Origin of the sequence: Amycolatopsis sp. FBCC-B4732 (genome assembly GCF_023008405.1) — a bacterium.
In the GTDB taxonomy this organism is placed as follows: Bacteria; Actinomycetota; Actinomycetes; order Mycobacteriales; family Pseudonocardiaceae; genus Amycolatopsis; species Amycolatopsis pretoriensis_A.
This window is the reverse complement of record NZ_CP095376.1, coordinates 9262305-9286080: the sequence shown is the minus strand read 5'-3', so window position 1 is coordinate 9286080 and position 23776 is coordinate 9262305. Positions and strand designations below refer to the sequence as shown.

19 protein-coding genes, 1 tRNA gene and 1 pseudogene are annotated in these 23776 nt (G+C 70.6%); 7 read left to right on the top strand and 14 right to left on the bottom strand.

Features of this window, described 5'->3' with window-relative positions:
* Positions 1-2: 2 nt before the first annotated feature.
* The gene (locus tag MUY14_RS42235; RefSeq protein ID WP_247018187.1) at positions 3-1403 is read right to left on the bottom strand and encodes a hypothetical protein; all 1401 of its coding nucleotides are present in this window, start codon (positions 1401-1403) and stop codon (positions 3-5) included.
* Between the two features lie 158 nt (positions 1404-1561).
* On the opposite strand from MUY14_RS42235, the gene MUY14_RS42230 reads away from it, so the two are divergent.
* The 5 genes from MUY14_RS42230 to MUY14_RS42210 are packed head-to-tail and all read left to right on the top strand — an operon-like array spanning position 1562 to position 5364.
* The gene (locus MUY14_RS42230; protein WP_247025501.1) at positions 1562-2206 is read left to right on the top strand and encodes a glycosyltransferase family 2 protein; all 645 of its coding nucleotides are present in this window, start codon (positions 1562-1564) and stop codon (positions 2204-2206) included.
* Positions 2203-2883: a DUF2064 domain-containing protein gene (locus tag MUY14_RS42225; RefSeq protein WP_247018185.1), complete on the top strand. Its 681-nt coding sequence runs from the start codon at positions 2203-2205 to the stop codon at positions 2881-2883. The genes MUY14_RS42230 and MUY14_RS42225 overlap by 4 nt, the downstream gene beginning before the upstream one ends.
* A complete protein-coding gene (locus MUY14_RS42220; RefSeq protein WP_247018183.1) occupies positions 2883-3509 on the top strand; it encodes a class I SAM-dependent methyltransferase in 627 nt (208 codons plus the stop codon). The genes MUY14_RS42225 and MUY14_RS42220 overlap by 1 nt, the downstream gene beginning before the upstream one ends.
* Positions 3506-4627: a molybdopterin-dependent oxidoreductase gene (locus MUY14_RS42215; protein ID WP_247018181.1), complete on the top strand. Its 1122-nt coding sequence runs from the start codon at positions 3506-3508 to the stop codon at positions 4625-4627. Before MUY14_RS42220 ends, MUY14_RS42215 begins: the two co-directional genes overlap by 4 nt.
* Before the next feature lie 56 nt (positions 4628-4683).
* Positions 4684-5364, top strand: coding sequence for a hypothetical protein (locus MUY14_RS42210; protein ID WP_247018179.1), 681 nt, complete (start codon positions 4684-4686; stop codon positions 5362-5364).
* 508 nt (positions 5365-5872) lie between these two features.
* Here the strand turns inward: MUY14_RS42210 and MUY14_RS42205 are convergent.
* The 9 genes from MUY14_RS42205 to MUY14_RS42165 form a co-directional block, all read right to left on the bottom strand.
* Positions 5873-7291, bottom strand: coding sequence for a S1C family serine protease (locus MUY14_RS42205; RefSeq protein WP_247018177.1), 1419 nt, complete (start codon positions 7289-7291; stop codon positions 5873-5875).
* Between the two features lie 73 nt (positions 7292-7364).
* Positions 7365-8447 carry a galactose-1-phosphate uridylyltransferase gene (gene galT, locus MUY14_RS42200; protein WP_247018175.1) on the bottom strand — a complete coding sequence of 361 codons (1083 nt, stop codon included), beginning with the start codon at positions 8445-8447 and terminating at the stop codon, positions 7365-7367.
* On the bottom strand, positions 8444-9244 hold the full coding sequence (locus tag MUY14_RS42195; RefSeq protein WP_247018173.1) for a DeoR/GlpR family DNA-binding transcription regulator: 801 nt from the start codon (positions 9242-9244) through the stop codon (positions 8444-8446). Before MUY14_RS42195 ends, galT begins: the two co-directional genes overlap by 4 nt.
* Before the next feature lie 107 nt (positions 9245-9351).
* Positions 9352-10761 (bottom strand): HAMP domain-containing sensor histidine kinase, encoded by a 1410-nt coding sequence (locus tag MUY14_RS42190; protein ID WP_247018171.1) that lies wholly within the window; start codon positions 10759-10761, stop codon positions 9352-9354.
* Positions 10758-11450 (bottom strand): response regulator transcription factor, encoded by a 693-nt coding sequence (locus MUY14_RS42185; RefSeq protein ID WP_247018169.1) that lies wholly within the window; start codon positions 11448-11450, stop codon positions 10758-10760. The genes MUY14_RS42190 and MUY14_RS42185 overlap by 4 nt, the downstream gene beginning before the upstream one ends.
* A gap of 67 nt (positions 11451-11517) precedes the next feature.
* Positions 11518-12126: a trimeric intracellular cation channel family protein gene (locus MUY14_RS42180; protein WP_247018167.1), complete on the bottom strand. Its 609-nt coding sequence runs from the start codon at positions 12124-12126 to the stop codon at positions 11518-11520.
* A gap of 3 nt (positions 12127-12129) precedes the next feature.
* Complete coding sequence (locus tag MUY14_RS42175; protein ID WP_003087851.1) at positions 12130-12783, bottom strand: response regulator transcription factor; 654 nt, start codon at positions 12781-12783, stop codon at positions 12130-12132.
* A gap of 221 nt (positions 12784-13004) precedes the next feature.
* Positions 13005-13304, bottom strand: a complete 300-nt coding sequence (locus MUY14_RS42170) for a hypothetical protein (protein WP_247018165.1) — start codon at positions 13302-13304, stop codon at positions 13005-13007.
* Between the two features lie 46 nt (positions 13305-13350).
* Positions 13351-15477, bottom strand: coding sequence for a hypothetical protein (locus tag MUY14_RS42165; protein WP_247018163.1), 2127 nt, complete (start codon positions 15475-15477; stop codon positions 13351-13353).
* Between the two features lie 56 nt (positions 15478-15533).
* On the opposite strand from MUY14_RS42165, the gene MUY14_RS42160 reads away from it, so the two are divergent.
* Positions 15534-15606, top strand: a tRNA-Arg gene (locus tag MUY14_RS42160).
* Between the two features lie 41 nt (positions 15607-15647).
* Here MUY14_RS42160 and MUY14_RS47415 read toward each other — a convergent pair.
* The 4 genes and pseudogenes from MUY14_RS47415 to MUY14_RS42145 all read right to left on the bottom strand — a co-directional run bounded on the left by MUY14_RS47415 (position 15648) and on the right by MUY14_RS42145 (position 20714).
* Complete coding sequence (locus MUY14_RS47415) at positions 15648-17264, bottom strand: type ISP restriction/modification enzyme (protein ID WP_396126884.1); 1617 nt, start codon at positions 17262-17264, stop codon at positions 15648-15650.
* Between the two features lie 240 nt (positions 17265-17504).
* Positions 17505-17996: pseudogene (locus tag MUY14_RS47410) on the bottom strand (N-6 DNA methylase); the annotation flags it as partial.
* Between the two features lie 1164 nt (positions 17997-19160).
* Positions 19161-20081 (bottom strand): hypothetical protein, encoded by a 921-nt coding sequence (locus MUY14_RS42150; protein WP_247018161.1) that lies wholly within the window; start codon positions 20079-20081, stop codon positions 19161-19163.
* A gap of 39 nt (positions 20082-20120) precedes the next feature.
* Positions 20121-20714 carry a hypothetical protein gene (locus MUY14_RS42145; protein WP_247018160.1) on the bottom strand — a complete coding sequence of 198 codons (594 nt, stop codon included), beginning with the start codon at positions 20712-20714 and terminating at the stop codon, positions 20121-20123.
* Between the two features lie 148 nt (positions 20715-20862).
* Here MUY14_RS42145 and MUY14_RS42140 point away from each other — a divergent pair, with 148 nt between their 5' ends.
* The gene (locus MUY14_RS42140) at positions 20863-23754 is read left to right on the top strand and encodes a tetratricopeptide repeat protein (RefSeq protein WP_247018159.1); all 2892 of its coding nucleotides are present in this window, start codon (positions 20863-20865) and stop codon (positions 23752-23754) included.
* Positions 23755-23776 lie beyond the last annotated feature (22 nt).

Here is a 23776-nt window from a genome sequence, read left to right as displayed (position 1 = left end):
CCTCACCAGCCGGTCAGCAGCAGGTGGTTGACCGCCAGGGCCGTCGCCGCCTGCGCGGCCAGCCACCACCGGCGTCCGGGCCGCGGCAGCAACGCCGTCAAGGGCAGCAACCACACCCCGAACGGTAGCCAGATCCGTTCCGTCTCCGCTTTCGACAGGCCCGAAACGTCGGCGAAGACGATGGTGAGCAGGGCGGCGAGCCCGAGGAGCAGCACCGGATCGGTGAGCAGGGAACGACTGGGCCGCGCCCCCGCCAAGCCCCGCCGCAGCGCGGCGATCACCGCGGGGCCGAGGGCGACGGACACCGCGGCCAGGTCCGCCCACACCCAGTACGAATACGGCCGGACCAGCGCGACGCCCTGGTAGTACCGCTCGACGACCAGGTGGTAGCCGTCGAGCCACCAGAAACCCGCCCAGGCGAAGACGCCGACGACCGCCAGCGCCCCGGCGATCGCCAGGGCCGCCGCCCGCCACTGCCTGCCGAGGATGGCCACGGCCACCGCGAGCACGCCGAGCAGCACCAGGCCGTAGGAAAGGAAAATGCCGAAGCCGAGCAGGAGTCCCGCGGCCACGCCGGCCGGAGCGGCGTACCGGCGGCCGCCGGTGAACCCGTGCGCGGACAACGCGAGCAGCGCCAGCCCGGTGGCGGTCACCCCGGCGAACATGCCGTCCGCGGACACGCCGATCCACACCGCCCCGGGCGTGAGGACGGCGAACGGCAGCATCGCGCGGGCGGCGTCGGCCCGGCCGAGCAGGGCGACCGTCGCGGGCACGGCGACCGCGATGAGGCTGCCGACGAGCACGACGGCCGTGGCCGCCCACGCGCCGCCGGGCAAGCCGATCCGGTCCAGCCAGACGAACACGAGCGTCGCGCCCGGCGGGTGGCCGGAGACGTGCGTCGTCCACGAATTCGGCTGGAAGTCGAGGATGCGGGAGGAGAACTCGCGCAGCATCCGGGGAATGTCGGTGATCCCGGGGACCTCGTGGAGGTACTCCTGCGGGATGGTGAGGTGTCCCGCGAACCCGCGTTGCCAGCCGTCGACCATGGTCAGCGAGAATATCCAGGCGAGCGAAGCCAGGTAGCCCGCCGCCAGCGCGCGGCGCCACGGCAGGCGGTCCACCAGCGCCGGGCCCTGGAGCACCACGACCACGGCGATCAGCACGGCGAACACCGAGCCCGGGCCGACGTGCGGCAGCCAGTCGGCGAACAGCGGCGGCGACGAGACGAAGATGATCACGCCGGAGTTCGGCCGGTTGTAGTACAGGCCGACCGCGGTGGCCGCGACGACGAGCGCCACCGCCGCCGCGACGGCGAGGAGGTCGGCGCGGCGCCCGGAGGCCGGGGCTTCGGGTTCGCGGGCAGGAGGCTCGGCGAGCCGGGCTGCCGAATTCGGCTCACTCATCGCCGCCAGCCTAAGTCAGCCGGCGGCCGTCCGCGTTCTCGCGACGGCATCCGTAACGACGCGGTAAGAAGTCGTCACACGTCATGATTCAGTAAGGGACGCAAGGCTTTTGCGCGGTCCATCCTGGACTTACGGTCGGCGCCGTGACTGACTCAGGAGTGGACGTCGTCCTCCCTTGCCTCGACGAAGCCGGCGCGCTGCCCGGCGTACTGGCCGGCCTGCCCACGGGCTACCGCGCGATCGTGGTCGACAACGGTTCCGCCGACGGCTCGCCCGAAGTGGCGGCCTCGCTCGGCGCGAAGGTCGTCCACGAACCGCGCCGCGGCTACGGCGCGGCCGTGCACGCGGGCCTGGAAGCCGCCACCGCGGACATCGTGTGCTTCGCCGACGCCGACGGATCCCTCGACCTCGGTGACCTCCCGCGGCTGGTGACGGCGGTCCGCGACGGCGCCGACCTCGCCGTCGGCCGCCGGGTGCCGACCGGCCCCGGGGTGTGGCCGTGGCACGCGAGAGCGGGCAACGTCGTGCTGGCGCTGTTGCTGCGCACCCGCGGGCTGCCGGTGCGGGACATCGCGCCCCTGCGCGCCGCGGACCGGCGAGCGCTGCTCGGGCTCGACGTCACGGACCGGGCGTTCGGCTATCCCCTGGAGCTGCTGATCAAGGCGCAGCGCGCCGACTGGCGGGTGCGCGAGTTCGACGTCCGCTACGGCGAACGCGCCAAGGGCACCAAGTCGAAGGTCTCCGGTTCGGTGCGGGGCACGCTGCGCGCGGTCCGCGACTTCGGGCGGGTGCTGGCCCGATGACACCGTTCGTCCTGCTGGTCGTGGCCAAGGCGCCCGTGCCAGGCCTCGCCAAGACCCGGCTCTGCCCGCCGGCGACACCGGCCCAGTCGGCGGAGATCGCCGCGGCGGCGCTGCTCGACACGCTCGACGCCGTCTGCGCGGTGCCCGGCGCCGCACCCGTCGTCGCGATGACCGGCGACCTCGGCGCCGCCACCCGGGCCGCCGAAATCGGCCTGGCGCTAAGGCGCGCCACCGTCATCCCGCAGCGGGGCTGGGACTTCGGCGCCCGGCTGGCCAACGCGCACGCCGACGTCGCCGCGGTGCACGCCGGCCTGCCCGTCCTGCAGATCGGCATGGACACCCCGCAGGTCACGCCGGAGTCGCTCGCCGCCGCCATCGCCCCGATCCGGCACGGCGGCCGTGACTCGGTGCTCGGCCCGGCCGCGGACGGCGGCTGGTGGGCGTTGGGCCTGGCCGACCCCCGGCACGCGCAAGTCCTCGCGGGCGTCCCGATGTCCCGTGACGACACCGGTGAACGCACGTTGCGCGCGCTCGGCGAATGCGGCCTGCGTCCGGCGAAGGCCGCCATGCTGTCCGATGTGGACACCATGGCGGACGCCCGTGCGGTCGCGGCGGCGTGCCCGGCCGGCCGGTTCGCCCGCGCTGTCGCGGCCGTCGACGGACGGGCGGTCGCGTGATGCCGGCCCTCGCCGGGCACGAGTTCGACCTCGGCCTGCTGGGCCACCGCTGCTGGCTCGAGCTGACGACCGGCGAGCGGATCGAGCTGCCGGTCGAACGCTGGACAGAGCCATCCGAAGGCGACGACGTCCTGCTCGACGCCTGCGCCGGCCCGACCATCGACCTCGGCTGCGGTCCGGGCCGGCTCACCGCGGCGCTGGCGAGCCGCGGGGTCGTCGCGCTGGGCGTGGACAGCTCGCGCACGGCGGTCGGCCTCACCCGTCGTCGCGGCGGGATGGCGTTGCACCGCAACGTGTTCGACCGCCTGCCCGGCGAAGGCCGGTGGCGCCACGCCCTGCTCGCCGACGGCAACATCGGCATCGGCGGCGACCCGGCGACCCTGCTGCGGCGCACGGCGCGGCTGCTCGCTCCCGGCGGCGACGTCCTCGTCGAATTGGAGCCGCCGGGCCACGGCCTGCGCCACGAACGCGTCCGGCTGCGCCCGGGTCACGCCGACGTCGCCTGGTTCACCTGGGCCTGGGTCGGCGTCGACGCGATCGCCGCAGTCGCCGTCCGTGCCGGCCTGCGCGTCGACTGGACCACCCGCCACGGCCACCGCTGGTTCGCGCGATTGGAGCGACCGTGAAACTGCCGATCCCGAAGGAAGAACAGTTCCGGGCGCCGGCGCACGACGAGCGCGTGACGTCGAAGATCGGCCTGGCGCTCGCGATCACGTTCACGACGTGCTTCGTGACCGGGCTGATCAGCCACCTGATCCAGCACCCGCCAGGCTGGTTCTGGTGGCCCAGCCGCCCGGTCGGGCTCTACCGCGTCACGCAGGGGCTGCACGTGATCTCCGGTGTGGCGTCGATCCCGTTGCTGCTGGCGAAGTTGTGGAGCGTCTACCCGAAGCTGTTCGGCCGGCCGCTCGTCCGCTCGCTGCCGCACGCACTGGAGCGGCTGTCGATCCTGGTGCTCTCGGGGGCGGCGTTCTTCGAGCTGACGACCGGGTTGCTGAACGTGGCGCAGAACTACCCGTGGGGCTTCTACTTCCCGCAGGTGCACTACGCGGTGGCGTGGCTGGCGATCGGCTCGATCCTGGTGCACGTCGCGGTGAAGCTGCCGATCATCCGCCGCGCCCTGACCCGGACCACCACCGAGGAACCGCCGTCACCGCCCGGCGGCCTCTCCCGGCGCGGCTTCCTCCTCACCACCGGCCTGGCGACGGGCACCGCGGTCGTCGCCACCGCGGGCGCGATGGTCCCGTTCCTGCGCGGCGTTTCCGGCCTGGCCTGGAAGACGGGCAAAGGAACGCAGAACCTCCCGGTGAACCGCACGGCGGCGGCCGCGGGCATCAGGTGGTCCCCGACCTGGCGCCTCTCGGTGGTGACCCCACGCGGCACGACGACGTTCTCCCTCGACGAGCTGCGCGCCCTGCCGCAAGCGACGGCGGAACTCCCGATCGCGTGCGTGGAGGGCTGGAGCCAATCGGCCACCTGGCGCGGCATTTCCCTGCCCACGCTCCTGAAAGCCACCGGCGCCGCGCCCGGCACGGCGGTCCGAGTGTCCTCAATGGAGCGTTCCGGGCTGTACAACGTCAGCACCCTCCCCGGCGAACACACGGCCGACGACCTGACGCTGCTGGCCTTGGAGCTGAACGGCGAGGTCCTCGACATCGACCACGGCTTCCCGTGCCGGATCATCGCCCCGAACCGCCCGGGCGTGCTGCAGACGAAGTGGGTCACGAAGCTGGAGGCACTGTGAAGACCGCCCGAGCCCTCCTCGCGCTACCGGGTCTCGCGGCCTTAGCGTGGGGCGTGGTGCTGTTCGCCGAGTACGCGCTCCCGGTCCGCCCGGACGTAATCGCAACGACCGGCTGGATAGTCGGCGGCCCCCTCCTCAACGACGGCGTGGTCGCACCGTTGACGGCGGTGCTCGGCTTCGTGCTGAGCCGGATCGTGCCGCACCCGTGGAAAACCCCGGTGGTAGCGGGCACGGTGATCACCGGAGTCCTGGCGATCGTGGCGTTCCCGCTGCTCTGGCGTCCCTACGGAACCCCACCCATGCCCGGCCTCCACGACGGCGACCCAGCCCTGGGCCTGGCCCTCACAGTGGCAGCAGTCTGGCTCGTAGTGGTCGCGACCGCCCTCGTCATCCGCGCGCGCCGCCCGGCAAGGCCCGCCACCTCGACGGCCACCCCAGCCACCCATGGCGACCCACCGCCGGCCAGCCCCGCCACCTCTCCTGGCAGGCCGCCCGAAGTGCCCCGCGCAGCCGAGCACCCCACCACGCCCGGCACGCCGGCCAGCCCTACCGCCTCTCCTGGCAGGCCGCCCGAAGCGCCCCGCGCAGCCGAGCACCCCACCACGCCCGGCACGCCGGCCAGCCCTGCCGTTCCACCCGAGAAGGCGACCAACCCTCCCAGCACGCCAGCCGGGCCAAGCGAACACCCCGGCGCATCGGCCAGCACGTCGGCCGCACCGGCCGATCCTCCCGGCTGATCGGCCACTTCGCCGGTACCCCGGCCAAGCCCCTCAGCGGTCCGGCCATCCCTCGGGAGGGCACCAGCCCCGCCTGGCACACCAGCCACACCAGCTCCCCGCCTGGCACGCCAGCAGCGCCAGGCGAACAACCTCCGCCCGTCCGAGAAGGCCCAGCACGCCGACCGTGCTGAGCTAATACACCGGTACGCCGGCCAGCACGCCCACCACCCAGGCCGAGCAGCCCGGCCCGCCAGCCACGCCGTCCGGCACCCCGGCCAGGCCCCTCAACGGCCCGGCCACCCGACCAGAACGACGCTCAGGCCGTCTGGCACGCCAGCCGCGCCAAGCGAACACCCCAGCACCCCGCCCGACCACCCCCGCACCTGACCCCGGCACAAATGCGGCCACGCGCGACCGGCATGAGATGCCTGGGTCGCGCGTGGCCTTGGGGGTCCGGCCCCAGGATTCGGGGGTCGAGCCGAAGTTGGTCTCGGCCGCGCCAGGGCGGCCGAGCGTCTGGAAGGGATCAGTTGGCCGGGACCGGCTGGCCGCCGAGGGTCACCTCGACCGTGCGGCCGCCCGCGAGGGTGAAGGTCGCCTTCTCGTCCGGGGCGCGGGTGCGGACCGCCGCGACCAGCGTGTCGGCCGAGTCGATGGTGCGGTCGTCGATCTTCGTGACGACGTCACCTTCTTTGAGGCCGGCCTTCTCCGCCGGGCTGCCCGCGGTGATCGCGCCGAGCTGGGCGCCGCCCTGCGGGGCGTCCTTGACCTGGGCGCCGATGTAGGTCTGCACCGCCTGGCCGGTCTTGATGATCGTGTCCGCCGTGCGGCGGGCCTGGTCGATCGGGATGGCGAAGCCGATGCCGACGTTGCCGCCCTCGGACGCGCCCTGGCCCTGGCCACCCTGGCCGGACTGCGGGCTGTAGATCGCCGAGTTGATCCCGATGACCTGCCCGGCCATGTTCGCCAGCGGGCCGCCCGAGTTGCCCGGGTTGATCGCCGCGTCGGTCTGGACGGCGTCCATCACCGTCGTTTGGTCGCCGCTGCTGCCGCCCGCGCGCACCGGGCGGTGCAGCGAGCTGACGATGCCCGAGGTGACCGTACCGGCCAGCTCGAACGGCGAGCCGATGGCGACGACCGACTGGCCGACCCGCAGGTCGTCGGAGCGGCCGAGCTCCACCGGGGTCAGGTTGTTCACGCCGGTGACCTTGACGACCGCGATGTCGGTCGTCGGGTCGCGGCCGATGACCTTGGCCGGGGCCTTGCGGCCGTCCTGGAAGACGGCCTGGATCTGGCCGCCGTTCGCGGCGACCTCGACGACGTGGTTGTTGGTCAGGATGTAGCCGTCGGTGCTGATGACGAACCCGGAGCCCTCGCCGGCCCCCTGCTGCCCGCTCACCTGCAGCTCGACGACGCTCGGCGACAGCTTCTGCGCCACGGACTCGACCGAGCCGGCCGGCGCGTTGCCCGTCTGCTGGGCCGGCTTCGGCGCGTCGAGCGCGTTGCTGGACGGGCCGGACGTGCCGCCGGTCAGGTAGCCGACCGCACCGCCGGCGATGCCGCCGACCAGCAGCGCGACCAGCGCGACACCGGCGAGCAGCTTCCCGCCGGACCGCTTCGGCTGCGCCGGGGCGGGCGTGGGGTAGGCGGACGTACCGGGCTGCGCGTACGGGTTCGCCGGCGGGTAGACGCTCTGCTGGGTCTGGCCGGGCGGCACCTGCGCACCCGGGGCGGACCAGGGGTTCGTGTTCTGCGCGCCGTACGACGGATCGGCCCCGGTCACCGCGTGGTAGGACGGCTCCGAGTACTGCGGCGCACCGCCGGACTCGGGCTTGGCCTGCTCACCGTACGGGCTCCCCGCCCAACCGCCCTGAGCGACCTGCTGGCCGGTCTCGGGCTGCCGCGGCGTCGCGGGGTCGTGCGTGCTGGGGTCGTTCTCGGTCATGTCATCACCTTGCGGGACGGTCCTGAGAGGTTCCTGAGCCGAACCTGTGCATCGGAGATGAGTATGGCCGGGATCAGCCCGCCGCGCGGAGCCGTTCCGCGATCTGCTCGGGCGTTGCGTCGTTGATCCAGACCGCCATGCCCGATTCGGACCCCGCCAGGTACTTCAGTTTGTCCTTCGCGCGCAGCACGGAGAACAGTTCCAGGTGGAGCCAGCCGAGTTCGCGGTCCTGACGCACCGGCGCCTGGTGCCACGCCGCGATGTACGGCAGCGGCCGGTCGTACAGCGCGTCGCAGCGGCGCAGCACGTCCAGGTAGACGTCGGCGAAGTCGTCGCGCTCGGCGTCGGTCAGCGCGGGGATGTCCGCAACCTGCCGGTGCGGCACCACGTGCACCTCGACCGGCCAGCGGGCCGCCGGCGGCACGTACGCCGTCCAGTGCTCGCCGGACGCCACCACGCGCGCGCCGGACTTCTGTTCGGCGGCCAGCACGTCACCGAGCACCGGGCGCCCGTGCTCGGCCCGGTAGGCGCGGGCGACGTCGATCATCCGCGCGGTCTTCGGCGTGACGAACGGGTAGCCGTAGATCTGCCCATGCGGGTGCGACAGCGTGACGCCGATTTCCTCCCCGCGGTTCTCGAAAGGGAAGACCTGTTCGACACCGGGCACTTCGGACAGCGCGGTCGTGCGGTCGGCCCAGGCGTCCACCACGGCCCGCACCTGCTTCGCGCTCAGCTTCGCGAACGAACCGTCGTGGTCGCTGGTGAAGCAGACGACCTCGCAGCGCCCGCGGCCGGGCGCGACCGGCACCAGCCCGAAACCATCCACAGTGGACGGTTCGCCGATGACGTCTTCGGCGAAGGACGGGAAGCGGTTCTCGAAGACGACGACGTCGTAGTCGCTTTCGGGGATCTCGCTCGGCTTGCCGGGCTTGCTCGGGCACAGCGGGCAGAGGTCCGCCGGCGGCCTGTAGGTCCGCGTCTGCCGGTGCGCGGCCATCGCGACCCATTCGCCGGTCAGCGGGTCCCGCCGGATCTCCGACGCGGCCGAAACCGGCGGCAGGTCACGGGTGTCCTCGGCGACGCGGTCGGGCGCGCCGGGCTGGTCGAAGTAGATGATCTCCCGGCCGTCGGCCAGGTGTCGTACCGTGCGCTTCACGCTTCTTGGGCCTCGTCCGTCTCCGCCGTCTCGGCGATCATGAGTTCTCCCGCCCGTTCGGCGAGCGTTTCCTTGGCCTCGTCCGGGATCCCGTCATCGGTGACGACGACGTCGGCCTCGTCCAGGTCGGCGATCGTGGAGATCCCGACGGTGCCCCACTTGGTGTGGTCGGCGAGCACGACCAGCTTGCGCCCGGCTTCGACCAGCGCGCGGTCGGTCTCGCTCTCGGTGAGGTTCGGCGTCGTGAACCCCGCCCCCTCGGCCATCCCGTGCACGCCGAGGAAGACGACGTCGAGGTGCAGCGACCGCAGGCTGTGCACGGCGACCGGCCCGACCAGCGCGTCCGACGGCGTCCGGACCCCGCCGGTGAGCACGACGGTGCGATCGGGCTGCGTCGAGCCGCGGAGCACGTCGGCGACCTGGATCGAGTTGGTCACGATGGTGAGGCCGGGGATGGCGTCGAGCGCCCGCGCCAGCGTCCACGTCGTGGTGCCGGCGGAGATGCCGATCGCGGTGCCGGGCCGCACGAGCGTCGCGGCGAGCTCGGCGATGGCTTCCTTCTGCGCGCGCTGGCGCACGGACTTCGCTTCGAACCCGGGTTCGTCGGTGCTCTTGCCGACGATCGAGGTGGCGCCGCCGTAGACCTTCTCGACCAGCCCGCGCCCGGCGAGCACGTCGAGGTCGCGGCGCACCGTCATGTCGGACACGCCCAGCCTGGTCACGAGGTCGCTGACCCGGACCGCGCCGGTCCGGCGTGCCTCTTCCAGGATCACCGCCTGTCGCTGACGCGCCAGCACCGTTCAACTCCGTCCCCGCCGAACACCAAGGCTTCAACCACACAAAATCCTACACGATTCAACACAGGATCTGGTGGTGAGCCACGGGTGAACTTTGGAGTCGCTGGTCAGCCGGGCGCCCCCGGCAGCCGAATCGTCATCAACGCGCCGCCCTCCGGCGCCTGCGAGGCGTACACCGCGCCGCCGTGGCGCTCCGCCGCGTGCTTCACGATCGCCAGGCCGAGCCCCGAGCCGGGCAGCGTCCGCGCCTCCGACGAGCGGTAGAAGCGGTCGAACACCTTGGGCAGGTCTTCCTCGGCGATGCCCGGGCCGGCGTCGGCCACCTCGACGACCGCCGTGCCGTCGCCGAGCGGGTACAGCCGCACCCAGACCGTCGACCCCGGCGGCGAGAACTTCACCGCGTTGTCGAGCAGGTTCAGCACCGCGCGCTCGATCGAGCTGTTGTCGCCGGTGAGCACCCACGGCTGCAGCGAGACGTCGAAGTCGATCTCGCCCGCGCGCCGCCGCGCCCGGTCGAGCGCCCGCTCGACGACGTCCAGCAGCTCGACGCGTTCGAAGCGCTCGCGCGGCTCGTCCTGGCGGGCGAGCTCGACGAGGTCGCCGATGAGCTGCGTCAGCTCGTCGAGCTGGCCGCTGATGTCCGCGACGATGTCGATCCGGTCCGCGTCCGGCAGCGGCGGCGCGCCCGGCTTGCTCGCGGCGAGCAGCAGCTCGAGGTTGGTGCGCAGCGACGTCAGCGGCGTCCGCAGCTCGTGGCCGGCGTCCGCGACCAGCTGGCGCTGGCGTTCCTGGGAGTCCGCGACCGTGCCGAGCATCGTGTTGAAGCTCGTGGTGAGGCGCGCGAGCTCGTCGTCCCCGCTGACCGGGATCGGCCGCAGGTCGCCGGTCTTGGCGACGCGCTCGGCCGCCAGGGTCAGCCGGTCGACCGGGCGCAGGCCGGTGCGCGCGACCGCGGTGCCCGCCGCGGCGGCGACCAGGATGCCGGCACCGCCGATGAGGAACAGCACCAGCGCGAGCTCGTTCAGCGTGCGCTTGGTCGGCCCCATCGACTGCGCGAGCACGATGGCCTCGCCGTGCCCGGTCGGCAGCGCGACCACGCGGCTGTCGGTGCGGAAGTCGGTCCGCATCGACTCGGGCGAGTCGCCGTTCGCGACGGCCAGCTCCTCCTGGCCGAACGGCGGCGCCGAGCTCGACAGCGGGTAGGTCATCACGGCGTGCTGGACGTCCGGAGCCGCGTTGAGCTGCCCGATCTGCAAGTCGGCGCTGGCGAGGAACGCGCCGGGGACCTGCCGCAGCTCGGTCTGCACCTGCGGCGAGTCGGCGGCGGCCTGCGCGCGCGCCATCAAGCTGTCGTCGAGCTGCTGGTAGAGGTTGCTGCGGACGACCATGTACGCGCCGATCGACACCAGCGCGACGGCACCGGCGACACAGGCGGCGGCCAGCAGCGTCACCCGGCCGCGCAGGGAGAACCGGCGCGTCCCCCAGCGCGTGCCCCGGGGGTCGCCGGGCTCGGTCACGGCGGGGTTTCCCTCAGGACGTACCCCACCCCCCGCACCGTGTGGATCAGCCTCGGCTCCCCCTCGGCCTCCGTCTTGCGGCGCAAGTAGCCGACGTAGACCTCCAGCGCGTTGCCCGACGTCGGGAAGTCGTAACCCCATACTTCCTCCAGGATCCGGCCCCGCGTGAGGACGTGCTTCGGGTAGGAAAGGAACAGCTCCAGCAGGGCGAACTCGGTCCGGGTCAGGCTGATCTCCCGCCCGCCGCGGCGGACCTCCCGCGTACCCGGGTCGAGGGTCAGGTCCGCGAAGGACAGCATCTCCGAGGCCTGCCCGTTCCGCTCCTCCGGCGAAGCGCGGCGCAGCAGCGCCCGCAGCCGGGCGAGCAGCTCTTCCAGCGCGAACGGCTTCGGCAGGTAGTCGTCGGCGCCGGCGTCCAGGCCGGACACGCGGTCGGAGACGGTGTCGCGCGCGGTCAGCACGAGGATCGGCAGGTCGTCGCCGGTGCTGCGCAGGCGGCGGGCCACTTCGAGCCCGTCCAGCCGCGGCATCATGACGTCGAGGACCATGGCGTCGGGCCGGTCGGCGATGATCGCCTCCAGCGCCTGCGCACCGTCGCTGGCCAGCTGGACCTGGTAACCGTTGAACTCCAGGGACCGCCGAAGCGACTCACGGACGGCGCGGTCGTCGTCCACCACAAGGATGCGCATGGCGACAGTTTTACCCAGCGTGCTGAGACTCGCCTAAGAACACACACAGAACTGACAAAGAGAATGCTCACTCCGGTGCCCGCGCGACGGGGGCGTTCCAGTGCCGCCAGAGCGCGATCATCCGCACGGCGACCACGGCGGCGGCCGAGACGACGGTGACCGGCCCGGCCGGCAGTCGCAGAGCGTGACCGGCAGCGACGAGCACCGACCCGGCCAGCGCGGCCACGGCGTAGATCTCTTTCCGCAGGACGAGCGGTATTTCCCGGAGCAGGAGGTCCCGGACGGCCCCGCCCCCGATCCCGGTCGTCATCCCGATCAGGCACGCGGCGTACACGGTCGCGCCGGCGTCGATCGCGATGGTCGTCCCGGCGGTGGCGAAGACGCCGAGCCCGAGCGCGTCCGCGAGCAGAACGCCCCGCCGCAGCCGCGCGACCTGCGGGTGGAAGGCGAAGACGACGAGCGCGGTCCCGGCGCAGACGGCGAGGTAGGGCCAGTTCCGCAACGTCGTCGGCGGGTGGATGCCGAGGAGGACGTCCCGGATGACCCCGCCCCCGAGCGCGGTGGTGAGCCCGACCACGACGACCCCGAAGACGTCGAGCCGCGCCCGCACGGCGGCGAGCGCCCCGGACGCGGCGAAGGCGACGAGCCCGACGAACTCCAGCGCCGTGAGCAGCATGGTCTACTGGTCGAGCAGCCCACCGCGGTAGGCCAGCAGCGCGGCCTGCACCCGGTTCGCGGCCCCGATCTTGGAGAGCACGGCGGAGACGTACCCCTTGACGGTGGCTTCGGACAGGTGGAGCCGCCCCCCGATCTCGGCGTTGCTCAGCCCTTGGCCGATCAGCGCGACGACTTCACGTTCCCGTTCGGACAGCGAGGCGAGCAGCTTCCGCGCGGGCTGAGCGGCACGTTGTTCGTCCCGATGCGACTGAACCATCCGAGCGGCGACGCCGGGATCGAGGACGGCACCCCCTCGCGCGAGGTCCCGGACCGCCCGCAGCAGAGCGGCGGGATCGATGTCCTTGAGCAGGAAGCCGTTGGCCCCGAGCCGCAGCGCGAGGCTGACGTACTCGTCGATGTCGAAGGTGGTCAGCATGGCCACGGTGGGCGGATCGGGGAGCGCAAGGATGGCCCTGAGCGCGCGAATGCCGTCGTCGGGGGCCCGCATCTTGATGTCGAGCAGGGCAACGTCCGGGTGATATCGACGGGCGACCTCGACCGCGGATCTGCCGTCGGAGGCTTCGCCCACGATCTCGATGTCCTGGGCCCCGGACATCATCGCGCGCAGCCCCGAGCGCACCAGTTCCTCGTCGTCGGCGAACATGAGCTTGATCAACGAAGCCCTCCGCAACAGCCAGTAGGAGGCGGCTCCCCGCGTCCCGTTAACGAAGGTTACCTACTGTTGTTCAGCAGTTCGAAACCAGACACGACCAGGTGACCGACTGGTCCGTCCAGGTCAGGCGCAGTGGGCTGTCCGGCGGGGTGTACCAGCTTGTCTCGAACGCCAGGAGAACCACTCACCTGGGTGACGACGTAGGTCGGGCCGCCCGCCGGGGATCACCGGCGACGTGCCTCGCCTCGTTGCCACCAATCGATGGTCTCGCCCTCGTCAGCCACGCGCTGAATGGTGTGCGCGGTGATCTCGGCGTGCGAACCGGACAGCTCGCAGAATGTCCACAGCTTTCGGGCGGCGCGGTGGTACTGGTGGATCACCTCGTCGACCTCGAAAGCATCCAGTTCGCCGGCCCGGTGTCGATCAACAGCCTCTCCGACCCTCTCGACCAACTCGGCGAGCCGCGCCTCGTGGTAGGCGGCGACCTTCTCACGAGCTGCCCGCCGCTCGCTCTTCGTGCCCATGCCGGGCACGCTACCGAGACCGGTTGTGCCTCACCAGAAACTCGGCTCACCTGCGGCGTTTCCTGCTCTTTCCCTTGGCACCGCGAGACCGCGTCAAACCTCCCAGCGGATGTACGTTGCGGACCGGCCGAACCTGCTCGAACACTTCGGCCAGTTCGGCGAGCCCCTCGCGATCCGGGTGGCCCGAACCGAGGATCGCTTCCGCCAGGTGCGCGCGTTCGTCGTCGGGCACCTCGGTCAGCGTCGCAGCCGTCGCTTCCGGTCCGGCCGTCTCCAGCAGGACGAGGAACTGCTCGGCCATCCCGAGCAGGGCCTCGCGTTGGTCGAGGCCTTCGAGAGCCAGCTCGCCGCGCTCCACCAGCAATTGTGTCGCGATCGGTCCCAAGGCCGGGTCGGTGCGCAGGTCGTGCAGCACCGCCTCACCGTCCGGCAGGGAGCCGGTGAGAATCTCGAGCATGACGGACGCCCGTGTGCGGAACGGACACTCGCGGACTGCGTCCAGCAGCAACGGCAGTCCCGCACCCCGGCCACCGTGCGCGGCAAGCCACCCGGTGATCTCCGCCGCGGCCTCGTCTTCGCTGTAGTGCTCCGCGACCACGCCCAGCATTGCCGCGGGAGTTGCGGCGGCGAGCTCACCCACCAAGGGCGCGAACCGGCCTTCCCGCAGCAGCCGGGCCCGGACGGCCCGGGTGGCCAGTGGGGTGAGGGTGACCAGATCGACCGACGGGGCCTCGAGCGCGACCCGCAAGCGGTCCTGGACGTCCGGTGGGAGTTCGGGGTTCTCCGGCACCAGATCCATGCTGAACATCGGGTCGGGCGGTCCCACGGTCAGCTCGGCAGCGCCGAACTCGGCCAGCTTCGTGAGCAGCCGACGAAATTCACCCGCGAGGCCGTCCCGCCACAGCGGCTCCATCGACGGTTCGAGATCGAGGTAGTAGCCCTCGGTACAGGCCAGCCACACAGTCTCGGCAAGCCGGACCACGGGAACCGGCTCCGGCATGCCGTAGATCGTGTTGAGCACGTCCGGCAGCACGATGTCGAGGTTCTCGTCGAGCAACAAGGCGTAGCCCGGTGCCCAACCGCTGTCCTTGACCAGCAGGCCCGGTTCGGGGACCGCGTCGAACGCGGCTGTCCATAAGGCGAGCGCATCCTTGACCAGCGGCGCCGCCTTCGCCACGCGCACCAGCTTGCCCTTGACCACCCGCACCAGCCGCGCGCGTTTGGCCAGTTCGAACAGGATGGCGAGGTTGGGCAGGTCGGCACTGCTGCGCACGGTCTGGACCTCGCCGCCGAGGTCTCGTTCGAAGGCGTCGCCGGTGTCCAGCAGCGACACCAGCTCACGGGCGTCGGCGAGCTTGAGGGCACCGGTCCCGGTCAGCACCCGGCCGTCACCCACCCACTCGACGAACTTCCGGAGCTTGATCACGAGCGAAGAGCGCTCCGCCGCGGCTTTGAGCTCCGAATCCGGAGGCAACGAGACCGGCAGTTGGGGAAGAGCGCGTTCGGGCTGCTCGCTCGCATGCCGGGCGGCGATTTCCGCGAGGAGTTCGCCGTCGTAGGCGTGCTTCCCCTCGCGCACCTCGGCGAGGAAGGCGTTCAAGGCGTCCGAATCCTCAGCGTCGACACCGTTCCGGAGGGCGGTCATGACCCAGTACTTGCCGACACCGAAGTTGCGTTCATCGGCCATCGCGGCCGGGAACTCGGCGGCCGCCTTGGCAACCGCCCCCTCAAGATCCGCCGGGGGCTCGCCCATGGGATCTTCCAGACCGGTCTCGTGCAGGTAGCGGAGGAAGAGCTGCAGCGTTTCGGGCACGAGAACGGCGTCGGCGGCGGTGGCCGAGAGCGTGCGCGGCACGTACGTCAGCAGGAAGGCCTTGACCAGCTCGCCGGTCCAGTAGGCCAGCCGCCCGTCGATCGAGGTGTGCCGGAACTGGAGCGCCGAGATCACGGCGTAGGGGTCGATCTCACGGCCCTGCGCTTCGGCCCAGACGGTGAACCGCCGGACCAGGAGGTCCTGACCAGCTTCGTAACCTTCGTGGTCGTCCTGGTCGTAGTAGGTTCGCACTCCGGATCCCATCTCGTCGCATGGCGACAAGGTAGTGACGGAAGCCGTACCGGGAGCAGCGGGGCAACGGCTGGGCTGGCCACTCCCAGCGGCCTGGTGTTCGCCCACCTGCGGGCCTTGCTGTCCTCGTACCGCATGTCGGGTAGGCTGCCCGAGGTACGCAAGCCCTCGTAGCTCAGGGGATAGAGCACCGCTCTCCTAAAGCGGGTGTCGCAGGTTCGAATCCTGCCGGGGGCACTAAACTGGGGACACTCTCCCCCGTCGCGAGATCCGACGATCTAGTCAGCTTCACTGAAGAGATCGTTTTCGAGATCAGGTCTGGGCATCTTCGTCGCCGAACTGGGCACGGGCAGCACTCCGGACGATACGAGATCGTCCACCGTTATCAGCGGACCACTTACGATCTTCGTCAAGAGACTGTCCTGTTCGGGCGCGAGCGCCACGCAGCGCTCCAGCACGTTCAGTAGGTCCAGCAGCTCTGTGGTCATCGCCGGGGTCCACGTCGTGGCGACGATGTCGTTGAGCGGCGACGAGCGGGTGCCGTCCGGCCGCCTCTTGCGGTACCCGAACCAATGCTTGACAACGGGCATCCCCGAAACCTCGAACGCCATCACAGCGGGCGAAACCGGTGCGACGATCCCGTCGCCGACGTGAAGTGAACGAGTTGGTTCGTCGTACCAAATCTTCTCAGGCATCAGGTCCGGGGTATCCGGTATGCCGAGTCGCACAGCAGGCCGGTCCGCGTTCAGGCGAGGCGCACTCGCCAGGCGCCCGGCGCCGGGGTCCACACCTCGCTCACCATAGGTGTGCAACCACAGCACTTCCTGCCCGATATTCACCGCTGCCCGCCACAGGGATCGACTGGCCGTAAGGGGGATCTTTATCCCGGGTTGCTTCAGTTCCTCGGCGAAGCGGCGAGTGTAGCCATCGTGCGCGGCGACCGCAGCTAGATAAGCGACCAGGTCTTCTGGCGCGACGATGCATTTCAGCCGCCGTGAGAGATGCTCCAGCAGGCCGGGGCTGACGTTGGCTGTGTTCACCTTGGCGTCTCGGTACAGCGGAAGCACCCGGCCGCCGCGTCCTGAATGAAAGTGCATGTCCGGGATCAGTGAGGAAAAGACCAGGGCCGGTCCGGCGGTCACAGGGTGCGCATGCTGCTCGACCACGAAGATCTGTTTGTCCGAGTGCGTGTACCACAATGGCGGCCGCGGCGTGTCGTGCAACCTGTTGTCCGGTATCACCCATTTCCGATCGAAAGATCTATGCCCCAAGCGACACAACGGAGGACACGGCCCTGTCTCGGCCCCCATGGTGCCGACATGTCGACCCATGCCGCGCACCTGTGCTTTTTCGATGTTCAACTTGCTGTCGCGTGTTTCCTTGACCAAGGTCGACTTCTCGGTCACAGGCGCCCGGACCAACACCTTCCAGCGCTCCCACAACGTCTCCGGCTCCGGCGCGTAGACCCAGGTCCGGTTCGGTTTAACTCCAGGCAAAGCCCAAGGCATGAGTTCAGGAACAGTCGGCATGGAAGCCCAGATTCCGGACTCCCCGATGTCGAACGGCGCATCCCAGGCGTTCGTGCAAAGCTGCCAACGCGCATCACCAGTCATCAGGCAAGCCAGTGCGTCCACCTTTTGCTCGACGGTCCCCTTGACCAACGTGCGATGCACCCGAGCGGGAACGTCCGGGTCCGGGCCACCCCGCCGGATGAACACCGCGACGCAGATCGGTTGCTGATTCTCGCGGAAGAACCTGGTGTTCATAGGAGGCTGATGCCCCTCAGGAGTGAGGTCTACGATCCAGCCTTCGTCCGCCGTCCGGCGGAGGTACTCGCGCATACCCGCGAACCCCGGTCCCGCCAAGAAGCCCGCGGAGCAGACGAAGGCGACCACGCCGGATGGATGGCCCGGATGGGCCTCGAACGCCTTCCAGGTCGCCCAACGCCAGAAGTAGACGTATTTGTTCGACAGGACGTACTCACGACGCCCGTTGCCAGATTTTCGGAAGGCCTTCAAACCCGGAGCGGCGCGGCCCGCTCCTGAATTTTCGATCCACGGGGCGGTACCGCCGGACTTGTCGGCGAAAGGTGGGTTGCCGATCACCACCATCACAGGCTCTTCCCGCTTCACTTGGTTGGCGCCGCGCCGCGAACGGTCGATCGCTTCGTACATCTTTCCCAGCGGCAGCGTTTGCGCGTCCGGGTCGTCCAACGTGTCGGCGAGGAAGCGGCGCTCGCTGTGGGGGACCTCGGCCCGGTGCCGTTTCTTCAGCAGGCTGTGCACCCGCAGTTCGGCGACCGCGTACGGGGCGGCCTGGTTCTCGAAGCCGATCAGCCGGCGTGCGAGTTCTCGCAGGTGCGGGGCGACCGCGCCCGGTCCCTCTTCCGCGTCGATGGTCGCGGCGACCGTGTTGACGACCTCCGCGAGGAAGCTTCCGGTTCCCATTGCCGGATCGACGACGATGACGTCTCGTTCGGCGAACCCGAGCCGGCGCCCGAGTCGCGTCCGGAGCAGTTCGTCCACGAAGCGGGTGGTGAAGGAAACCAGTGCCGCCGGGGTGTAGTAGACCCCGCTCTTGCGGCGGAGCGACGAATCGTAGTTGTCGAGGAAGTTCTCGTACAACATCGAGTAGGAGTCGTCCGGGAACTCCGCCCAGTCGACGACACTGAGCACCCTGATCATCGTAGTGAGTGCGATGCTCAGCTCTTCCTCGGCTTGGTCGGTCAGCACCGTGAGAGCGCGCCCCATCAACGAATGCTTCTTTCCCAGCAACCGCGCGATCTCACCGATCGAGCGCCCCGGAAAGCTCACCCCTTCGACCCTGGCCAACAGCAAGGCGAACGTGATCGTCTGCGCGTACTGGTCCGCGAACTGGACATCGGTCAGATTCGGGAACAGCACCTGGCGCCAATCCATGGCCAGCGCGCTGAACGTCTGGTGCCGAGCACGCCCAGCCCGCTCGCGGTCCAACTCGACGGCGACGTCGTCTCGGAGGAGCCGGCAGAGGTTCGACGTCAGTCGCACGAGATCGTTCAGCGACCGTGGCCGCTCCGGCTCCCAGAGCAGGAAATCGGTCATGACTCGAGCGAAGGCGCCACTCTGAGCATGCAACTTATCGCCCGCGCGGTCGATACCGGGCGCCAAGAGGGCGACTTCGCCCCGCAGTTTGCCGAACTCGTAGCGCGCGAACTGCTCGCCATCGCTGTAGAGCACGTTCGGCAGAAGCTGAAACTTTTCCCATTGCTTCTTGTCGTGCGGCGACGGCCTCGACCAGGTACCCGGCACTCCGTGCCCGGGCTTCTTCAACTCGACGTAACCGACCCGGGCTCCGGCCACGTCGATCGCGTAGTCCGGGCGAAGGGAGAGATCCGGCAAGCGTGTCTCGCCGATGACCGTGACCGGCAACCCGACGCTTTCCGCGATGGCATTGAGCATCTTCTCGAACGGTCCGCGCAAGTGATCTTCCCGGGAACCGTGGCCGGTCAGAAGTTTCCGAGTCACCGCACGACCGAAGTCCGAGATCACCACTTCCAATGCAGGTGCGCCGTTCGGCGCCGCGTATCCCCGATCTCGACGCAATGCCCCACCTCCCTGGATCAGTCCAGTCCATACTCAAGAAACCTCTTACTAGATCCAGTGTCACCGGACCAAACGGGTAAGAGATAGATCGTCGGCAATCACGCAGCGTCCCCACCGTTTTCTCTTTATTCACTTCGGCAACAGGAGCAAAATTTGCCGCCGCTCATACCACCGTTCGAGCGAGACTCTGAACCGAAGACCGTCAGTTGTTCACAGCTGCTCCGACCACCGAGCCCCATACGCCAGGCCTGGAGTCAGACGCTGGAAGCGCAGGTGGATCTCCCCCGAGGGGTCGACCGCGTGCGGGCGACCGCGGTAAGCCGGGTCCGAGACGTCCCGCTGGAATGCTCCCTCCAGTACCCGGACCTCCGGCTGGCCGTCGAACCGCACCCGCAGGTCGAAGGACTCGCATGGCTGGCGCGGGACGCACACCATGTGCGGGTGCAACGCCGAAGGCGACGACAGCCGGAACAGCACCGAGGACTCCCAGGACTCCCCTCGGGTCAACGGGCGCGGCAAGGCAAGGGCGAAGCCCCAGCGGTCCGACGCCTCCATCCCGCGGTCCACCAGACGTCCGCCGTACAGCACCGTCGCCGAGACGTCGCGGCGGCCGGCCGGGAGGGAAACCGCCAGGTCCAGGGAGGTGAGACCGTCCCGATCGGCCACGATTCGACGTTGCTCGAGGACCAACGGCGCCCCCTGGTCCAGCACCAGGGACACCGAAAGGGACGCCGTGTGCCAGCTGTCCGGTGACAGCGCGGGAGAGGGCGAAGAAGAAGCCAGCTCCGCCAGGACCTCGATCGCCTCGTCCACGCGACGGCGGACCGTCCGCGGGTCTCGGTCCAGGAGGGAAGCCGCCCATCTGACCCGGTCCTGGTACAGCGGGTGGCGGGCCTCCGTCGAGATCGCGAAGGCCGCCAATGCCGCTACCCGGAGATCCTCCGGGAGGTGTGAAGCCAGCGATGACAGCCGGCCTGAGACCTTCTCGCGGATCGCCACCATTCCGTCGCCCTCGGACACTGAGCACGCCGTCCTCAAAAAAGGCCCCACTCGGTCGTCCACCCGGCCCGCCAGGCCTCGGCCCTTGCGCAGCGTCTTCAGCTCCTGGATCAGCTCCGCGCGCTCCACCATCGTTCTCCTTCAGTGCGTCTCCATGGCGGGTCACCCCCTTCAGGACAGCGTGCGATCGCCCGGTGGACGAGAAGTGGACAGAACGTGCATCACCGCGGCGATCAGGGCCTTTCCCAGGCGGATGCCGTCGCGGCCCAGGTAGCAACGGAACGTGCCGATGCGGCTCAACGCCGCTTCGTCCGCGTCGCCCACGCCGTACGCCACCATTCGGGGGCGGTCGGCCCACGAAGGATCGGCGAGCGAAGAGAAGGCCGCGGGCCAGGTCACCGGGTCCGTCGGCTGGCCGTCGGACAGGAAGAACACCAGGGGGCGGTGGACGTGGACGCGGTGGGCCGCCAGCGCCCGCGCGTCGGACTCGATCGCCGTGCGCAGGAACGTGAACACCGGGCCGAAGTCCGTGCCGGCGGACGGGCCCGGTGGGGGGAGCTCGGCCAGCTCGTCCATCGGCAACAGGCTCTGGACCAGGGAAGGCGCGGCGCCGAAGCCGATCACGCTGCAGAGCACCCGGTCCAGCAACGACGCGTGGACCGCGCCGCGGAACTCGCGCAAGCCCGCGTTCAGCTCGTCGATGTGGTCGGCCATCGAAAGCGAGACGTCGCACGCTATGTAACACGGCAACACGTCGGACCCCATATCCGTTTCTCCTTCACCCCTGATTCGACCGGGCGAAGCCTGGCAAGCGCGCGTGTACCGAACGTGCAAGAAATGCGGATTTTCGAAACCCTGACGGCCGATTGCGCGATGTCAAAAGAGGACAGCAAGCTGACAGCGGGGAGGCCGCGTGGAGTACCGGATGCTCGGCCCGTTGGAGGCGTGGCACGACGGCGCGCCGGTGCCGCTGGGTGACCAGCAGCAGCGGTTCGTCCTCGTCGTGCTGCTCCTGAACGCGAACAAGCCGGTGTCGAGCGCCCGCCTCGCCGAGATCGTCTGGACCGGCCGGGAAACCAAACCCACCCTGGTGCGCAGCTACGTCAAGCGGTTGCGCGACGTCGGCGTGGGCATCGAAACCACCCCGACCGGCTACCTCCTGCGCGTCGGCGACGAGGAGCTCGACACCGTCCGGTTCGACCGGCTGCGCGCCGAGACCGGGCGGGCCGAGGACCCGCGGCGGAAGATCGAGCTGCTGCGGGAGGCCGTCGGGCTGTGGCGGGGGCGGTTCCTCGAAGACATCGACATCGACCGCGTCGGCGGGCCGGGGGTCGGCTTCCCCGAGGAGAGTCTTTCCGACGTCGTGGGCGACCTCGCCGAGCTGGAGCTGGACACCGGTGACCACCGCTCGGCGCGCGACCGGCTGCGGCCGCTCGTGCGGTCCGACCCGGCCAGCCAGAAGCACGCCGAGCTCCTCATGCGTGCCCTGCTCGCCGGTGGTGACCAGGTCGGCGCGCTGCGCGTCTTCCGCGGCACCCAGGCCGCGCTCGCCGAGCTGCGCATGGAGCCTGGGCCCGTGCTGCGCAACCTCGCCGCGCGCGCCGAACACGGCGATCCGCCCAGCTCGCTGCCGTCGCGGCCCGGCGCGTTCACCGGACGGGTCGGCGAGCTCGCCAAGATCGAGAAGGCCGCCGTGACCGGCCGGAGCGCCGTCTGGGTCAGCGGAGCGCCCGGCGTCGGCAAGACCGGACTCGCCATCGAAGCCGCGCACCGGCTGCGCGACCGGTTCCAGGACGGCCAGCTCCTCGCCCGGCTCAACGGGTTCACCCCCGGCGTGCCCGAGACCAGCGTCGGCGACGCGCTCACCGAGCTGCTCGTCGAACTCGGCGTGCCGGCCGAGCAGATCCCGGCCACCGTCGGCCGGAAGGTCACGCTCTACCAAACGACACTGTGGGGCACGCGCACGCTGGTCGTGCTGGACAACGCCGCGTCGGCCGAGCAGATCCGGCCGCTGCTGCCCGAAGCCGACGGCTGCCTGGCCATCGTCACCAGCCGGCGGATGGGCGACACGGGCGAGCCCGTCCGGCTGTCACCGCTGCCCGCGGACGAGGCCGCCGAGCTGTTCACCGCGCTGACCGACGCGGCGCGCGTACGCGGGCGGGCGGCCGAGGTCGCGCTGGTCGTCAAGCGCTGCGGGTACCTGCCGATGCCGATCCGCGTCGCCGCCGCGCTGTTCCGGCGCCACGACCGGTGGCCGCTGGAGCACCTGCTCCACCTGCTCGAAGAAGGCGGCCCGTGGGGTGAGGACGACGGCATCGCCGCCGTCCGGGTGTCCTACCAGCAGCTCGGCGAGCCGCAGCGCGCCATGTTCCGGCTGCTCGGCGGCCTGCCGGGGCCGGACGTCGACGTCGCCGGCGGCGCCGCGCTCGCGGGGTGCGACGTCCCCGCGGCCCGGCTGCTGCTCGACGACCTGCACGAGGTCAGCCTGCTGGAGGAGGCGGCGCCGGAGCGGTACCAGATGCTGGACCCGCTCAAGGAGTTCGCCGCCGTCGAACCGGCGCCGCGGCAGGCGCTGGTGCGGCTGCTCGACTTCTACCTGGTCACGCTCGCGGCCGCGGTCGGCGCCGCGTACCCGTTCGACCGGGCCCAGCTGCCGGCGTCCGACCGGTCCTGCCCGGTCACGCCCGCGTTCGCCGACGAGGCCGCCGGGCTGCGCTGGATCGCCGCCGAACAGGTCAACCTCGTGGCCGCGATCCACTACGCCGCCCGGCACGACCTGCCCGAGCACACCTGGCGCCTCGCCGTGCTGCTGTGGCGCTACTTCAACACGACCAACCAGTTCGAGGACTGGATCGGCACGCTCGAACTCGCCTGGGAGACCGTCTCGGCCGACCCCGGCAACGACTACGGCCAGGCGCACGTGCTGCTCCGGCTGGCGACCGCGAACGACCGGCGCGGCAGGCTCGCGGAAGCACTCGAACTCGCCGCCCGGGCGCTGCCGAAGTGGCACCGGCTCGGCGACGCGCGGGGCGAAGCGGCAACGCTGTGCGCGCTCGCGATCCCCACCATGGAGCTGGGCAAGCACGAGCAGGCGATCGCCCACCTCGAAGCCGCGCTGGCGAAGTACGAGCTGAGCGAGGACCGGCGGGGCGAAGCCCACGCGCTGAGCATGCTCGGCTACCTCAACGAACTGCACGGCAACCTCGAAGTCGCGCTGGGTCAGCACGAAGCCGCGGCGCGGATGCTGCGGGAAATCGGGCACGTCCAAGGCATCGCGCACGCGCTCAACAACCTCGGTTCGGTGCAGGAGAACCTCGGGCTGCTCACCGAGGCGCTCGGCAGCTACACCGAAGCGCACGCGCACGCCGCCGAAGTCGGCGACCACTGCGTCGAGGCGTACGCGCTGAACAACATCGGCAACGTGCACCGCCAGCGCGGCAAGTTCACCGAAGCGGTGCGCTACCACGACAAGGCCAAGGAGGTCGCGGCCAACGTGCCGGACGCCGACCTGCGCACGCAGCTCTACCTCGACCGCGGCGCGACCGCGCTCGCGCGGGGTGCGCACCGGGACGCGCTCTCCGCCGGCCGCGCGGCCTTGGACCTGGCCGTCGGCGACGGGAACCGCACCTACCAGGCCCGCGCGCACCGCGGGGTCGCGGAAACGCTGCACGCGATGGGCGCGCACGACGACGCCGTCACGCATTGGGACGCCGCCGTCGAAGCGTTCGCCGAACTCGGTTTGCCGGAAGCCGGTGAATTGCGATCCGATCGCGTGGATTGGGAATGCGCCTGCGCTTCGCGGTGAATGCGGCCCGGGGCCGGCCGCC

What these genes read in the sequence shown, in the direction of transcription:
- MUY14_RS42235 (WP_247018187.1), bottom strand. Translation starts at nt 1,403, where the DNA reads ATGAGTGAGCCGAATTCGGCAGCCCGGCTCGCCGAGCCTCCTGCCCGC.
- MUY14_RS42225 (WP_247018185.1), top strand. Translation starts at nt 2,203, where the DNA reads ATGACACCGTTCGTCCTGCTGGTCGTGGCCAAGGCGCCCGTGCCAGGC.
- MUY14_RS42220 (WP_247018183.1), top strand. Translation starts at nt 2,883, where the DNA reads ATGCCGGCCCTCGCCGGGCACGAGTTCGACCTCGGCCTGCTGGGCCAC.
- MUY14_RS42205 (WP_247018177.1), bottom strand. Translation starts at nt 7,291, where the DNA reads ATGACCGAGAACGACCCCAGCACGCACGACCCCGCGACGCCGCGGCAG.
- MUY14_RS42185 (WP_247018169.1), bottom strand. Translation starts at nt 11,450, where the DNA reads ATGCGCATCCTTGTGGTGGACGACGACCGCGCCGTCCGTGAGTCGCTT.
- MUY14_RS42180 (WP_247018167.1), bottom strand. Translation starts at nt 12,126, where the DNA reads ATGCTGCTCACGGCGCTGGAGTTCGTCGGGCTCGTCGCCTTCGCCGCG.
- MUY14_RS42170 (WP_247018165.1), bottom strand. Translation starts at nt 13,304, where the DNA reads ATGGGCACGAAGAGCGAGCGGCGGGCAGCTCGTGAGAAGGTCGCCGCC.
- MUY14_RS42150 (WP_247018161.1), bottom strand. Translation starts at nt 20,081, where the DNA reads ATGGTGGAGCGCGCGGAGCTGATCCAGGAGCTGAAGACGCTGCGCAAG.
- MUY14_RS42145 (WP_247018160.1), bottom strand. Translation starts at nt 20,714, where the DNA reads ATGGGGTCCGACGTGTTGCCGTGTTACATAGCGTGCGACGTCTCGCTT.